The organism is Nocardia sp. IFM 10818 (assembly GCF_054655275.1).
Genome location: NZ_BAAHJH010000001.1, coordinates 341,178 through 354,904, shown reverse-complemented (window position 1 = coordinate 354,904; position 13,727 = coordinate 341,178). Strand labels below are relative to the sequence as shown.

At 69.3% G+C, this 13,727-nt stretch carries 10 protein-coding genes; 4 read left to right on the top strand and 6 right to left on the bottom strand.

What is annotated here, in order from left to right; all coding sequences use genetic code 11:
• Positions 1 to 139 precede the first annotated feature (139 nt).
• On the bottom strand, positions 140 to 1,939 hold the full coding sequence (gene leuA, locus ACYQ5L_RS01605) for a 2-isopropylmalate synthase (protein WP_459955041.1): 1,800 nt from the start codon (positions 1,937 to 1,939) through the stop codon (positions 140 to 142).
• Positions 1,940 to 2,210: 271 nt separating this feature from the next.
• On the opposite strand from leuA, the gene ACYQ5L_RS01600 reads away from it, so the two are divergent.
• A complete protein-coding gene (locus ACYQ5L_RS01600; protein ID WP_459955040.1) occupies positions 2,211 to 2,969 on the top strand; it encodes a sulfite exporter TauE/SafE family protein in 759 nt (252 codons plus the stop codon).
• Here the strand turns inward: ACYQ5L_RS01600 and ACYQ5L_RS01595 are convergent, their stop codons facing one another.
• Genes ACYQ5L_RS01595 through ACYQ5L_RS01580 form a run of 4 tightly spaced genes read right to left on the bottom strand, consistent with a single transcriptional unit; the run spans position 2,970 to position 11,632 of the window.
• Positions 2,970 to 3,953 (bottom strand): zinc-binding metallopeptidase family protein, encoded by a 984-nt coding sequence (locus tag ACYQ5L_RS01595; RefSeq protein WP_459955039.1) that lies wholly within the window; start codon positions 3,951 to 3,953, stop codon positions 2,970 to 2,972.
• Entirely contained in the window at positions 3,946 to 4,836 is an 891-nt protein-coding gene (locus ACYQ5L_RS01590; protein WP_459955038.1) for a transglutaminase family protein, read from the bottom strand. The genes ACYQ5L_RS01595 and ACYQ5L_RS01590 overlap by 8 nt, the downstream gene beginning before the upstream one ends.
• Entirely contained in the window at positions 4,833 to 7,748 is a 2,916-nt protein-coding gene (locus tag ACYQ5L_RS01585) for a circularly permuted type 2 ATP-grasp protein (RefSeq protein WP_459955037.1), read from the bottom strand. The genes ACYQ5L_RS01590 and ACYQ5L_RS01585 overlap by 4 nt, the downstream gene beginning before the upstream one ends.
• 23 nt (positions 7,749 to 7,771) lie before the next feature.
• Positions 7,772 to 11,632, bottom strand: coding sequence for a transglutaminase family protein (locus tag ACYQ5L_RS01580; protein ID WP_459955036.1), 3,861 nt, complete (start codon positions 11,630 to 11,632; stop codon positions 7,772 to 7,774).
• A 128-nt stretch (positions 11,633 to 11,760) separates the two neighbouring features.
• Here ACYQ5L_RS01580 and ACYQ5L_RS01575 point away from each other — a divergent pair, with 128 nt between their 5' ends.
• The 3 genes from ACYQ5L_RS01575 to ACYQ5L_RS01565 all read left to right on the top strand — a co-directional run bounded on the left by ACYQ5L_RS01575 (position 11,761) and on the right by ACYQ5L_RS01565 (position 13,024).
• Positions 11,761 to 11,979, top strand: a complete 219-nt coding sequence (locus ACYQ5L_RS01575; RefSeq protein ID WP_459955035.1) for a hypothetical protein — start codon at positions 11,761 to 11,763, stop codon at positions 11,977 to 11,979.
• Positions 11,980 to 12,034: 55 nt separating this feature from the next.
• Entirely contained in the window at positions 12,035 to 12,676 is a 642-nt protein-coding gene (locus ACYQ5L_RS01570) for a hypothetical protein (protein WP_459955034.1), read from the top strand.
• Between the two features lie 156 nt (positions 12,677 to 12,832).
• Positions 12,833 to 13,024 carry a hypothetical protein gene (locus ACYQ5L_RS01565; RefSeq protein ID WP_459955033.1) on the top strand — a complete coding sequence of 64 codons (192 nt, stop codon included), beginning with the start codon at positions 12,833 to 12,835 and terminating at the stop codon, positions 13,022 to 13,024.
• A gap of 80 nt (positions 13,025 to 13,104) precedes the next feature.
• Here ACYQ5L_RS01565 and recR read toward each other — a convergent pair whose 3' ends face one another.
• Positions 13,105 to 13,713 (bottom strand): recombination mediator RecR, encoded by a 609-nt coding sequence (gene recR, locus ACYQ5L_RS01560; protein WP_379194124.1) that lies wholly within the window; start codon positions 13,711 to 13,713, stop codon positions 13,105 to 13,107.
• Positions 13,714 to 13,727: the final 14 nt, after the last annotated feature.

The window sequence follows — 13,727 nt, the reverse complement described above, 5'->3', positions numbered from 1 at the left end:
CCCACTCACATCCTGGTCTGGTCAGTCTTCGCACCCCTCGGCAACTCGGCCGCAACCGCCGGTTCACGGCCGGATGCGAAGGGGCCCGCCCCGGCGATGCCGGAGCGGGCCCCTCGAATGCTGTTGATCGGCTTCGGTTTCAGCGGGTGCGGGCCGCCCGGTTGACGGCCGAGACCACGGCGCGCAGCGACGCCGTCGTAATGGAGGTGGCGATGCCGACGCCCCAGGTCACCTTGTCGCCGACCTGGCATTCGACATAGGAGGCGGCCTGGGCGTCGTCGCCCGCCGACATGGCGTGCTCGGAGTAGTCCAGGATGCGGATGTCGTAGCCGATGGCGGAGAGCGCGTCCACGAAGGCGGCCAGGGGGCCGTTGCCTTCGCCGGAGATTTCCTGTTCGACGCCGTCGACCTTGACCACGGCCTCGATGTGGTCGACGCCGCCGTCTGTTTCGGAGGCGGAGACCTTCTGGCGGATGCGCTCCAGCGGGCGGATGGGGGTCAGGTACTCGTCGGCGAAGACGTCCCACATCTCCTTCGGGGTGACCTCGCCGCCCTCGCCGTCGGTGATCCGCTGGATCGCCTGGGAGAACTCGATCTGCAGGCGGCGCGGCAGCACCAGGCCGTGATCGGTCTTCATGATGTAGGCGACGCCGCCCTTGCCGGACTGCGAGTTCACCCGGATGACGGCCTCGTAGGTGCGGCCGACGTCCTTCGGGTCGATGGGCAGGTACGGAACCTCCCAGGTGATGTCGTCGACATCGGCGCCCGCGGCGTCCGCGGTGGCCTTCATGGCGTCCAGGCCCTTGTTGATGGCGTCCTGGTGGCTGCCGGAGAAGGCGGTGTAGACCAGGTCGCCGCCGTAGGGGTGGCGCTCGTGCACGGGCAGCTGGTTGCAGTACTCGACCGTGCGGCGGATCTCGTCGATATTCGAGAAGTCGATCTGCGGGTCGATGCCGCGGGAGAACATGTTCATGCCCAGCGTGACCAGGCAGACATTGCCGGTGCGCTCACCATTGCCGAACAGGCAGCCCTCGATGCGGTCCGCGCCGGCCTGGTAGCCCAGTTCGGCGGCGGCCACGGCGGTGCCGCGGTCATTGTGCGGGTGCAGCGACAGCACGATGGAGTCGCGGCGGGCCAGATTGCGGCTCATCCACTCGATGGAGTCGGCGTAGACGTTGGGGGTCGCCATCTCCACGGTCGCGGGCAGGTTGATGATCAGCGGCTTGTCCGGGGTGGGCGCGATGATCTCGGAGACCGCGTCGCACACCTCACGGGCGTAGTCCAGTTCGGTGCCGGTGTAGGACTCGGGGCTGTACTCGTAGCGCCAGCTGGTGTCCGGGTAGCGCTTCTCGACCTCCAGGCACAGCTCGGCCGCATCCGTGGCGATCTTCTTGACCGCGTCGCGGTCCGCGCGGAACACCACGCGCCGCTGCAGGATCGAGGTGGAGTTGTAGAAGTGCACGATCACATTGGGCGCGCCGTTGCACGCCTCGAAGGTGCGCTCGATCAGTTCCGGGCGGCACTGCGTCAGCACCTGGATGGTGACGTCGGCCGGAATCGCGCCGTCCTCGATGATCTCGCGCACGAAGTCGAAATCGGTCTGCGAGGCGGACGGGAAGCCGACCTCGATCTCCTTGTAGCCCATCCGCACCAGCAGATCGAACATGCGGCGCTTGCGGGCCGGGCTCATGGGATCGATGAGCGCCTGATTGCCATCGCGCAGATCCACGGCGCACCAGGACGGGGCGCGGTCGATGATCTTGTCCGGCCAGGTCCGGTCGGGCAGCGTGATCGGCTCGACCTCCTCGGCGAACGGCCGGTACCGGAACACCGGCATGGAGGAGTTCTTCTGCTTGTTCCAGGCGGGCTGATCGGCCGGCGCCGGCTTGGCGGGCGCGGTGATGGAGCGGCCGGATACGAAGGCGTCTGCGGGTGACATGGCGATTTATCTCCGAGAGTGTGGCTGGATCCCAAGGTTGGGGTAGACCGGCACGACTAACACCCGCGACGGGAGCCAGTCCGTATCAGAACCCGTCGCGGCGGCCGAGGAGAAGAAGTGCCCGCTGCATGATGATCGGAGTTTACAGGGCGGCAATACCGCCCCGGAACGGGGGGAGGCGGGCGCCACACGAATTCGTCCTACCTATAGCGTCCGCAGCAAAGCACGCTTGTACGGACGCTGTCCGACGGGACGTCGAAGGATTTCTGCAATGACTTGGATCGAAGCGGTGGCGGTGCTCGGCGCGGGCGTCGCCGCCGGATGCATCAATACGATCGTGGGCTCGGGCACGCTCATCACCTTTCCGGTGCTGCTGGCCTTCGGCTATCCGCCGGTGACCGCGAATGTCTCCAATACCGTCGGACTGGTGCCGGGCGGGCTCAGCGGCGTGTACGGCTACCGCCGCGAACTGGCCGGGCAGAAGGCGCGGCTGCTCCGGCTCGGCACGGCCTCGCTGCTGGGCGGCGCACTCGGCGCGGTCCTGCTGCTGACCCTGCCCGCGGGCGCGTTCAAGGCGATCGTGCCGGTGCTGATCATCATCGCCCTGGCGCTCGTGGTGGTGCAGCCGCGCGTCTCGGCGTGGGTGAAGCGGCGGCAGGCCGGCGCCATGCCCGAGCACGGCGGGCCGCTGCTGTTCGCGGCGGTCTTCGGGACCGGCGTCTACGGCGGCTATTTCGGTGCGGCCCAGGGCGTTCTGCTGATCGGCCTGCTGGGCATCTTCGTGCACGACGAGCTGCAGCGGCTCAATGGCGTGAAGAATTTCCTCGCACTGCTGGTGAACGCGCTGTCCGCGGCCATCTTCATCGCGATCGCCGATATCGCCTGGGAAGCGGCGGCTCTGATCGCCATCGGCTCGATCGCGGGCGGTCAGATCGGAGCCCGTGTGGGCCGGCGGATGCCCCCGGCCGTGCTGCGCGGGGTCATCGTGGCGGTCGGCCTGATCGCCGTCGTCCGGCTGCTGACCACATAGTCAGCGCTCCTCCGCGGCACAGAGGTCGTGGATGAAGCGCATCTTGTCGAGCACCGGATCGGCGAGCACGAACGGGTAGAGATCGTGGTGGCCCATGGAGCGGTTCACCATGTTCAGCGCCCAGGCCAGCGGGAGCCAGAGGTCGATGATGCGGCCGAAGGCGGCCGGGCCGGACTGCGGCCGATCCAGGGTCGCGCCCGCGGGGGCGAAGCCGAAAGCGGCCGCGGTGTCGAGGGTGTCGCGAATGTGCAGGTAGTGAGCGAAGGTCTCGGCCCAGTCCTCGGCCGGATGCATGGTGGCGTAGGACGAGACGTAATCGGACTCCCAATTGGGCGGCGCGCCTTCGGCATAGTGCCGCCGCAATGCCTGCTGATAGTCGGCGAAGGGATCGCCGAAGAGTTCACGGAAACGGTTCAGGCCGGCGTCGGCGGTGACCAGGACCGGGAAGTAGTAGTGGCCGATCTCGTGGCGGAAGTGACCGAGCAGGGTCCGGTAGGGCTCGTCCATCTCGACGCGGAGCTGTTCGCGGTGCAGATCGTCGCCTTCGGCGAGATCGAGTGTGATGACGCCGTTCTCGTGCCCGGTGGTGACCGTGCGGTCGGCGCTGGAGAGCAGGTCGAAGGCGAGGCCGTGCTCCGGATCGCTGTCGCGGCCGACCAACGGCAGGCCGAGTTCGGCGAGCTCCAGCACCAGCCGGCGCTTGGCGGCCTCGGCCTCGGCGAAGGCGGGCATGCCCTCGGCGTCCGAATCGGCCGGGCGGGTGCGGGTGAGCCGGCAGGATTCGCACAGGGCCGGGCCGCCATCGCTGTGCACCAGCCAATTGCATTCCGCCACCTGCTGGTTGTCGCAGAGCCGGAATCCGCTGTCCACGATGACCAGCGCTCGCTCGGCGAGGCTGAAACCGAGCGGACGGCCGCAGCCCAGGCACAGCGAGTTCTCGAAGGCCAGCCGCTGACCGCATTCCGGGCAGGCGAAATCACGCATCCGGCGCCACCTCCAGCGGGGCGACGTCGACCGATACGGTGATGGTGCTCTCCTTGGCGTCGGTGTAGATGATGCCCCGCAGCGGCGGCACATCCGCGTAGTCGCGGCCCCAGGCGAGGGTGACATAGCGTTCGTCGGCGAATTGATCATTGGTGGGATCGAAACCGACCCAGTGGCCGCCGGATTCGCCCGGCAGCCACACCGCCCCCCAGGCGTGCGTGGCATCCGCGCCCACCACGCGTTCCTTGCCCGGCGGCGGTTCGGTGGCCAGATAGCCGGACACGTATCGCGCGGCCAGGCCCTGCGAGCGCAGGCAGGCCAGGCCGAGGCGGGCGAAATCCTGGCAGACGCCGGTGCGGGCGGCGAAGACATCGGCGACGCTGGTGCTCACCGTGGTGGACCCGGATTCGTAGGTGAAGTCGGTGTGGATGCGGGTGGTCAGCTCGGCCACGGCAGCGAGCAGGGGGCGGCCCGGAGCGAAGGACTCCGCGGCATAGGCGGCGATCTCGGGGGTGAGCTCGGGCGGTATGAGATCGAGGGTGAATTCCACTGCGAGCGGGCCGTTCTCGGCCGTCGGGCGAGCCTTCTCCCAGGGCTCGGAGACGCCCGCGCGCGCCGGGCGAACGACCTCCACCACGGACTCCCCCGTCACTTCCAGGCGATGGTGTTCGGCGGTGACATGGAAGTAGAGCGTGGTGTTGCCGTACACATCCGCGCCGACCGATAGATCCGAGGGCACCGGATCGATGCGAATCTCGTGCTCGCGCAATCGCTGTCCCGGAAATTCACGCGGCGTCAGATAGGCGCGGCCGTAGGAACTGGTGACGGCGTCGGAGTACACGTAGGTGGTGCTGTGCAGGATTCGATAGCGCCGCGTGTTCATCCGACCACCCGGGTGGAGCCCCACAGCGGCTGGATCTCCCGCGGCACCGAAAGCCGGGTCGCCTCGAAGGATTCGGAGATCTTGCGCAGCCGCAGGTGCACGCCGTCGAGCAATTCGGCGAGTTCGGCTCGGTGGCCATCGGCGTCGGCCGCCTCCAGATCGGCCGGATCGATGCGGCGCAGCATGCGCTGGGCATCGGTGAGCAGCCGTTGCGGCCGGGAAGATCCGCTCGCCGCGGGCAGCGCCAGGAAGTCGGACTCCAGCCGTTCGAGCTGGTAGGCCAGGGAGCGCGGATTGCTCGCATCGAACAGCAGCAGCCCGGCCAGCGCGGCGATCCGCATGGAATCCCGGTGCCGTCGCCGGTAACTCACCGAGGAGACGGTCGCCTGCAGCACCGCGTCGATCACCACTCGCGTCACTTCCTGCGGACAGGTCTCGGTCAGCGCGGCGCGCAGCAATGCGGACAATGTCAGCCCGCGTTCGATGCGGCGACCGATGTCCTGCACATGCCAGCCCGTATCGCGCACCATGGATTCCGCGTCGATACCCGAGAGCGACAGCAGCGCCGTCAGCGCCCGCGCATGCACCGCCGACAGCGCCGCACCGCGATCACCGTGCGCCGCACGGTATTCCGATAGCGCGCGATCGGCCGAACCGAGGATCATCCAGGTATCCGGCGACAGCTGATCGCGCACCGCCCGCGCCGCCTTCCCGTACCGATCCACCGCGAAGGCCAGCGACCCCCGCAGCTCCCGGTCGACGGTCAGCGACACCAGATAGTCGTGGTCGCGATGGGACGCACCCGGCAGCGCGATCGGCATGGTCGGCTCATCGGAGTATTCGCGCCGCCGCGCCGCCCGCAGTTCGTCGGCGAGCCGCCGCCTCTCGTCGCTGCCGCCGTCCTGCCGCTGTTCGCCGGAGCCTTGGCGCTGTTCGCCGCCGCGGCCGCGCTGTTGCTGTCCGCGGGGACCCCGCCGTTGTTCCCCCGCCTCGGTGCGCGGCTCGGTCGGGCCCTGCTGCTGTTCCAGCTCTTCTGGAGCCGACTCCCGTTGGCCCCCCGGGTGTTTGGAAGCGGGCGGGCCGGCGCCGGTCATATGGCCCAGTGCGCGCATGAGAATGGGCATGGCCTCCGCACCCTCCATCCAGGGACGGTAGCGGTAGTCCTGGTGCCGGTCGTGGATGGCGGCGAGCAGGCGGACGGTCGCCTCGGCGCGCTCGCCGTAGCGGCCCATCCAGAACAGGTCGTCGAGGACGCGGGGAGAGCTGACGGTGGCCAGGCCCGGGACCGCCGGGGCGCGGCGTTCGCGTTCCTCGACGACCTCGACCGCGGGGACCGGGGTGGGGGCGGCGTGGACCCAGACATCCTTGGCGGCCGCCTCGCCGATCATGCCGTCCGGGCCGCCGCGTTGATGGAGCTGGCCGAGGCCGCCCGCCATGACGCGGTAGCCGACCCGCCCGGCGAGGGAGAACAGCCGCAGGGCGACCGGTGCGGCGGCGAGGCCGCCCGCCGCGGCGACGGCGGGGGCGACGGAGAAGCGGGCGGGTTCCTGGCCCACCCACTTCCAGCCTTCGGAGTCGATGCGGGAACGCCATTCGGCGCGTTGGGATTTCGTGAGGATGGGACCGAAGACGGTGGTGTTGTCGATGGCGGAGCGCAGGATCAGCCGGTGCAGGTTGGCGGTCAGTGCGGCACGTTCGGAATCATCTCCGCCCCAATAGGATTCGATGCCCGCCAGCTTCAGTTCCTCGTCCAGCAGCAGGCGAGAGAGGCGCGGCAGGAAGGCTGCCACGGCGGGGCTCTCGAGCAGTCCGCTGCCGAGCGTATTGACCACGGTGACCGCGCCCCGGCGCAGCACCTCCACCAGCCCCACCACGCCCAGGCGCGAATCCGGGCGCAGGTCCAGGGGATCGGAGAATTCGGCGTCCACGCGGCGCAGCACCACATCGACCTGTTTGAGCGTGCCCAGCGAGCGCATCCACAGGCGGCCGTCACGCACCACCAGATCCGCGCTCTCCACCAGCGGAAATCCCAGGATGGACGCCAGATACGCCTGATCGAAGGCGGTTTCGGAATGCACGCCGGGACTGAGCACCACGACCACCGGCTCCTCGGCGGCCGCATGCGGCGCGGCCTCCACCAGCATGAGCCGCATGGCGCGCACGAACGGGGTGAGCGGCAGCGGGCTGGCCAGTTCGAAAGCCTCCGGAATGGCGGCCGACACCACCCGCCGGTCCGCGACGGCATAGCCGATGCCGGAGGGCGCCTGCGCCCAGTCGGCGAGCACGCGGAAGCCGCCGTCGCTCCAGCGGCTGATATCGCAGGCGTGCAGGAACAGCTGATGGCGGCCGGGCAGCGAAATACCGTGCGCGGCACGGACATAACCGCTGTGTGCGAAGACGACCGCGGGCGGCAGCAGTCCGGCGGTGAGGGTGCGGCGCGGGCCGTAGAGGTCGGCGAGCAGGGCGTCGAGCAGGCGGGAGCGTTGCACCACACCGGCTTCCAGCGTGGCCCAATCCTCGGCGGAGACCAGCAGTGGGATCGGATCGAGCCGCCACGGGGCGGGTGCGGCGGTTTCCTCCGGGGCGGGCTTCAGTTCGGTATAGGTGATCCCGTCGTCCTCGATGAGCCGCCGCACCCGGCCGTCGATCCGGTGCAGGCCGGCGCGACCCTGTTCCAGGAAGTCGGCGGAGAGATCGGTCCACATGGGCCGCAATCGCCCGGCGCCGTCGGCGAGTTCGTCGTAGTAGCCGCCGGTGGGCAGACCGCACGCGTCGATACCGCCGGTCTCGGCCGCGGCGGCGCGATACGCGGCGAAATCCGCGGCGACGCCCGGCCGGGCGGCCGGGTCGGTCCACCGGTCCGGTTCTTCGGCCATGGGGTCACCCGGTGGCGTCGCATCGAGCAGTGTCACCGCTACCACTTCCCACGGGATGCCTACCGGTCGCCGGCCACGCCCCACACGGTTCGCGCCCGGCGGAGGTCGAGGATTCCGGGTGCGCCGATATCGGTGGCCTGTACGGCCATTTTGGCACGCAGGGCGGCGGTGTCGACGGGACCAGCGGTATGTCCGAAAGGTTCGAATCGACGATTGCGCCGGGATTGCGCCTCGACGGCATTCACCGGCGGCCCCTCGTAGTAGCGGCCGCCCGGATGCGAGACGTGGTAAGTACAGCCGCCACGCGACAGACCGGTCTCCATGTCGATCACATCGAAAACCAAAGGGGCGTCCACCGTCAGCGACGGGTGCAGCGCGTTCGGCGGCTGCCAGGCCCGATAGCGCACACCCGCCACCTGCACATCCGCCTTCCCGGCGGACAGCAGCGGAATCGGGAAACCATTGCAGGTCAGCGCATACCGGCCGCGATCGGCGCCCACCACCCGCACCTGCAGGCGCTCCACCGAGGAATCCACATAGCGCGCGGTCCCCGACGCGGTGGTCTGCTCGCCGAGGGTGTTCCAGGGCTCGATGGCCCCGCGCAATTCGACTTCCATATCACCTAGTACCACCGTGCCCACCCGCGGAAAACGGAACTCGGCGAACGGATCGAGCCAGCTGATATCGAATTCGATACGGTGCGCGCGCAGATCGGCCGCGACCTCGGCGATATCGGCCAGCAGGAAATGCGGCAGCAGATATCGCCCGTGCAGATTCGCACCGTGCCGGATGAGCGGCGCGGTGCAGGGGCGCTCCCAGAACCGCAGCACCAGCGCCCGCACCAGCAGGGACTGCACCATGGCCATGCGGTGATGCGGCGGCATCTCGAATCCACGCAACTCCACCAGCCCCAGTCGCCCGCGCGCGGATTCCGGGCTGAACAGCTTGTCGATGCAGAACTCGGCGCGATGGGTATTGCCGGTGAGATCGGTGAGCAGATGCCGCAGCGCCCGATCCACCAGCCACGGCGCGACGCCGCCGCCGTCAGCGCTGAGCCGCGCGATCTCGGCGAACGCGATCTCCAGCTCGTAGAGCGCCTCGTCGCGGCCCTCGTCCACCCGCGGCGCCTGCGAGGTGGGCCCGATGAACCGCCCGGAGAACAGATACGACAGTGCCGGATGCCGTTGCCAATACCTCAGCATCGACACCAGCAGATCCGGCCGCCGCAGCAATGGAGACCGCGCCGGGGTCCGCCCGCCCAGCGTGATGTGATTCCCGCCCCCGGTCCCGCTGTGCGTCCCGTCCACATCGAACGATTCCGTACTCAACCGCGCCAACCGCGCCTGCTCGTACAGGTTCTCCAGCAACCCGGCCTGCTCCGCGAACGACCCGGTCGGCTGCACGTTCACCTCGATCACCCCCGGATCCGGCGTGATCGACAAGGTCCGCAGCCGCGAATCCACCGGCGGCGCATACCCTTCCAGCACCACCGGCTGCCCGACCGCCGCCACCGCCGCCTCCACCCGCCGCACCAGATCGAAGAACGCGTTCGGCTCCTCCACCGGTGGCAGGAACACGAACAGCCGCCCGTCCCGCACCTCGGCCACCAGCGCGGTGGTCGGCGCGCGATCCGCGGTCTCCACCACCGCGACCGGTTCATCGGCCCGCATCGGCCGCGGCGGCGCGAAGGGATCGACCTCCGGCCGCGGCGGCGGCGACTGCCAGGAGATCGCACCCAGCGGCAATCGCAGACCCGCGGGAGAATCCCCTTCCGTCAACATGATCCGGCCCCGCCGCAACCGCCAATCGGCGCTGGCCCACCCGGATTCGTCCGACCGCCGATACAGCGACAGCACATAGGCGGCGGGCTCGGTCACCGCCGCATCCCACCGCGCCAGCAGGTCCTTGCGCGCCTGCGCCGAATCCTCCTCCGGCACGAGATCGTCCGGGGATTCCACCGGTTCCCCTTCGGGCGCATGGGCTTTCGCGGCCATACGCAACAACGGATCCTCATACGCCGCCCGCACCTGCGTGCCGGGCAGCCCGAGACCGGCCGCGACATGCGCGATGACCGCCCGCGCGGCCGCCGCCTCGGCGCGCCACGGCAGCGGCGAATCAGTCCGCTCCGCACTCTGTGCGGAGTCGGCGATACGCCGGACCGGCCGACCACCGCGCCGTATCGGCTCCTGCCGCCCACTTTCCCGGCCGTCATCGAATTCGGATCCGCCCGCCCGTAACCGCCGCTGCGGGTCTGCGCCCCACTCCTCATCGTCCGGCGTCACCGCCGCGCCGCCGTCCGGCACGGCGGGCGAGCGGACCGCGCGTTCGGCGCCATGATCGTCGACCAGCACTCCGCCCTGCCCGGCCCGACCGGGCAACGGACCGGTCGGCCGCGAAAGCTGTTGCGGGTCCGCACCTGCCACCGCGACCGCGGCACCGGCATCCGAGTGTGGCAGCGGATCACCCGCACCGCGCTCGTCCGCTTCCCGGTGCACAGCTGGGTTCGACTCCGATTCGGACTCGGCGCGAACCCGCTCCGCACTCACGACGCCGCCGGGATCGAGCGCGGTTCCCAGCTCCGAATCAGAGATCCGCCGTGGGGCGGTGGACGCCTCCCTGTGCGCCTGTTCCGGATGCGGCGGCGGGAGCCACGGGTCGATGAGGAGGTCGGGGTGGTGCCACAGGGGCTGGTTGTCGGTGCGCCAGAGCAGGGCGATGTCCCAGCGGGGCAAGGGTTCTCCCGGATACCACTTGCCCTGGCGGTATTGGATCAGGCCGTGGGGGGCGTAGATGCGGCGCAGGCGCTGGGCCAGGTCGGCGGCGCGTTCGCGTTTGTGCGGGCCGTCGGCGGCGGTGGTCCATTCCGGGGCGGTCTGGTTGTCGATGGCGACGAAGGTGGGTTCGCCGCCTACGGTCAGGCCGATGTCGGCGGCTTCGGTGCGGGTGTCCACCGCCGCGCCGACGGCGGTGATGCGGTCCCATTGGGTTTCGGTGTAGGGGCGGGTGACTCGGGGATCCTCGTGGATGCGGCGGACGGTATTGGAGAAGTCCAGGGTCGCCCGGACCGGGTCGGTGGCGCCGGTAATGGGGGCGGAGGACACCGGATGCGGGGTGGCGGCGAGCGGGATGTGGCCCTCCCCGGCGAACAGGCCGGAGGTGGGGTCCAGGCCCATCCAGCCCGCACCGGGAATGTAGACCTCGGTCCAGGCGTGCAGATCGGTGAAATCGGCGGGCGGGCCGGACGGTCCGTCGAGGGAGGGCACATCCTGGGCCAGCTGGATGAGGTAGCCGGAGACGAAGCGCGCGGCCAGGCCGTACGCACGCAGGATGGCGACCAGCAGCCAGGCCGAATCCCGGCAGGAGCCCAGGGCGGTGCGCAGCGTGTGGCCGGGTGTCTGCACGCCGGGTTCCATCCGGATGGTGTAGCCGACATCGCGGTGCAGGGCCTGGTTCACCGATACCAGGAAGTCGAAGATGTGCGCACCCGGCCGCGGCGGGTGCGCGCGCACCCAGTCGAGCACGGATTTCCCTGGGCCGGAACCTGGTTCACCTTCGTCCACGGGCCGCAGATACGGTTCCAGATCGGCCGACAGCTGCGGCGGATAGTCGAACGGGAAATGTTCGGCGTACTCCTCGACGAAGAAATCGAAGGGGTTGATCACGTCCATATCCGCGATCAGCCCGACCAGCACCGACATCTCCCGCGCCGGTTCGTTGAAGACAAGGCGCGCAAGGAAATTCCCGAAGGCGTCCTGTTGCCAGTTCACCCAGTGCGCGGCGGGCGTCACCCGCAGCGAGTACGCCTCGATGGCGGTGCGGGTGTGCGGCGCCGGTCGCAGTCGCACCACATGGGGATGGATCCGCACCGGGCGGTCGAAGGTGTAGGTCGTGCGATGTTCCAGGGACACTTTGACGCCCATTCTTAAGTTCACCACGCCAGACCCCGGACACGCGGGCGGATTCCCGACAGTTCGGACGACACGCGGTGACCTCCCACAGTTGTCGCACCCGAGTGATAGGAACTCGTAGAGACGATTGGAGGAGCTTCATGAGCACCTGCTCGCTCTGTGAATCGGCCCTCGATCACTGCCACGGGACGTTGATCGCGCACGCCGACGGCGCTGCCGAATGCACCGACTGGCACTGCGAGGATCTCGACCGGATACGCCACGTATTCGTGGCCGACTGCTCCGAAGTGGCCGGCGGCTGCGAATGCCTGGAAACCGAGGTCGTCATGGACGCGGGGCCGCAGAGCCTGGCCGGTTAGCCCCGCCCGGCGGGCTGGCGGCAACACCCGGCTCGCCTGCCACTAGCCTGGCCGGGTGAGCTACGACCACGTCCTGCTGCCCTCCGGCGCCGCCGCCACCTCCGCCGCGGTCGACGCATATCTGGCGACACAGGACGGGAAACCGGCGACGCCGGCGGTGGCGGACATGGCCGCCGAGCTCGACGAGCGCAATGGCGAACTGCCCGAGGAGGACAACTTCCTCGAGAGCGCCGCCGCCGAGAGCGCGGTCGGCGCGGCGCTGTTCGTATCCAGCCCGATCGACGCCGTGGGGTTCGTGCGGAATCTGCTGTTCGAGCTGGCGACGCCGCGCGGATACGCGGTGTACGACCCGCAGCTGGCCTGGCTGATCGATCCGGCCGGGCACGTGCCGGTCGCGGTATCGCACGGCGGCGCGGGCGAATTCCCCTATCTCACACAGGAACTCGTGCACCGCTGGATTCCGGAACTGGCGCAGCCGGGGCCGTATCTGATCGTGGATCGCGGCGACGAGGTCTACATCCAGACCTACCGGCACGAAGACGGCCATTACGACCTGGAATACCGGGACGGATCGGCGGACCGGCATTTCACCGTCACTCTGAATGATCCGGCGCTGGTCGCGGATCTCATCTGGGAATGGACCACCGGCGATCGGTCACGCTTCGACACGCTGCCCTGGCAGCGGCTCACCTTCTGAATTCGCGCGGCGGGGACATAACAGCCGCATTTCGATTCGGGCTCGAGCGCCCTCGGGATAAAGGCTGCGCGGGTGCAGGAACGCTAGCCTTTCGGTTATTCCGCACGGCGCAACACGGCTTGTTCTCGTAACTCCCTGCGAGCGAGGAGTGCACCGATGAAGCTCCGCCCGAAGATCGGTACCCCGCGAGTGCGAAAAAGCCTGGCGATCCTCGCCGGGGTCGCGGCCACCCTCGCCGTGGCGGTCGCCCTGCACGCCACCGGGGCCGGGGCCGACATTCCCCGAAACAGCCAGCACATTCCGTGCCCGCAGCCCGCGGCCATGCCGGCCCCGCCCTACTGGACTTAGAACAACTCTCGTAGGACTCTCGGGGGTTCCCCCTGAAACCCCAACGGCCCGGGAAACCCCCATGGCCCGGCGAAACACCGTCAGAGCGCGCGGCGTCCGGACAATGCGCGACCAAGGGTCAGCTCGTCGGCGAATTCCAGGTCGCCGCCCATGGGCAGACCGGATGCCAGTCGCGTCACCGACAGGCCGGGGAAATCGCGCAGCATGCGGACCAGGTAGGTGGCCGTCGCCTCGCCCTCGGTGTTCGGGTCGGTGGCGATGATGACCTCGGTGACGTCCACTCCGTCGTCCTGGTTGCCGATGCGGGTCAGCAGTTCGCGGATGCGGAGCTGGTCGGGGCCGATGCCGGAGAGCGGGTCGAGGGCGCCGCCGAGTACGTGGTAGCGGCCGCGGAATTCGCGGGTGCGCTCGATGGCCTGCACGTCCTTGGGTTCCTCGACCACGCAGATCATGGTGCGGTCGCGGCGCGGATCGGCGCAGATGCGGCAGAGCTCACCATCGGAGACCGTGCCGCAGACGGCGCAGAAGCGCACGCCGTCGCGCACCTTCTGCAGGGCCGCCTGCAGGCGGTCGATCTCCGGCGGTTCGACGCCGAGCAGATGAAAGGCGATGCGCTGCGCGCTCTTCGGGCCGACGCCGGGCAGTTTGCCCAGCTCGTCGATGAGATCCTGAACGGGACCCTCGTACACCTGCGCCGGCCCCG

Bases quoted from the DNA above. Each gene is read 5' to 3' on its own strand.
- leuA (WP_459955041.1), bottom strand. From the start codon at position 1,939: ATGTCACCCGCAGACGCCTTCGTATCCGGCCGCTCCATCACCGCGCCC.
- ACYQ5L_RS01600 (WP_459955040.1), top strand. From the start codon at position 2,211: ATGACTTGGATCGAAGCGGTGGCGGTGCTCGGCGCGGGCGTCGCCGCC.
- ACYQ5L_RS01595 (WP_459955039.1), bottom strand. From the start codon at position 3,953: ATGCGTGATTTCGCCTGCCCGGAATGCGGTCAGCGGCTGGCCTTCGAG.
- ACYQ5L_RS01590 (WP_459955038.1), bottom strand. From the start codon at position 4,836: ATGAACACGCGGCGCTATCGAATCCTGCACAGCACCACCTACGTGTAC.
- ACYQ5L_RS01580 (WP_459955036.1), bottom strand. From the start codon at position 11,632: ATGGGCGTCAAAGTGTCCCTGGAACATCGCACGACCTACACCTTCGAC.
- ACYQ5L_RS01575 (WP_459955035.1), top strand. From the start codon at position 11,761: ATGAGCACCTGCTCGCTCTGTGAATCGGCCCTCGATCACTGCCACGGG.
- ACYQ5L_RS01565 (WP_459955033.1), top strand. From the start codon at position 12,833: ATGAAGCTCCGCCCGAAGATCGGTACCCCGCGAGTGCGAAAAAGCCTG.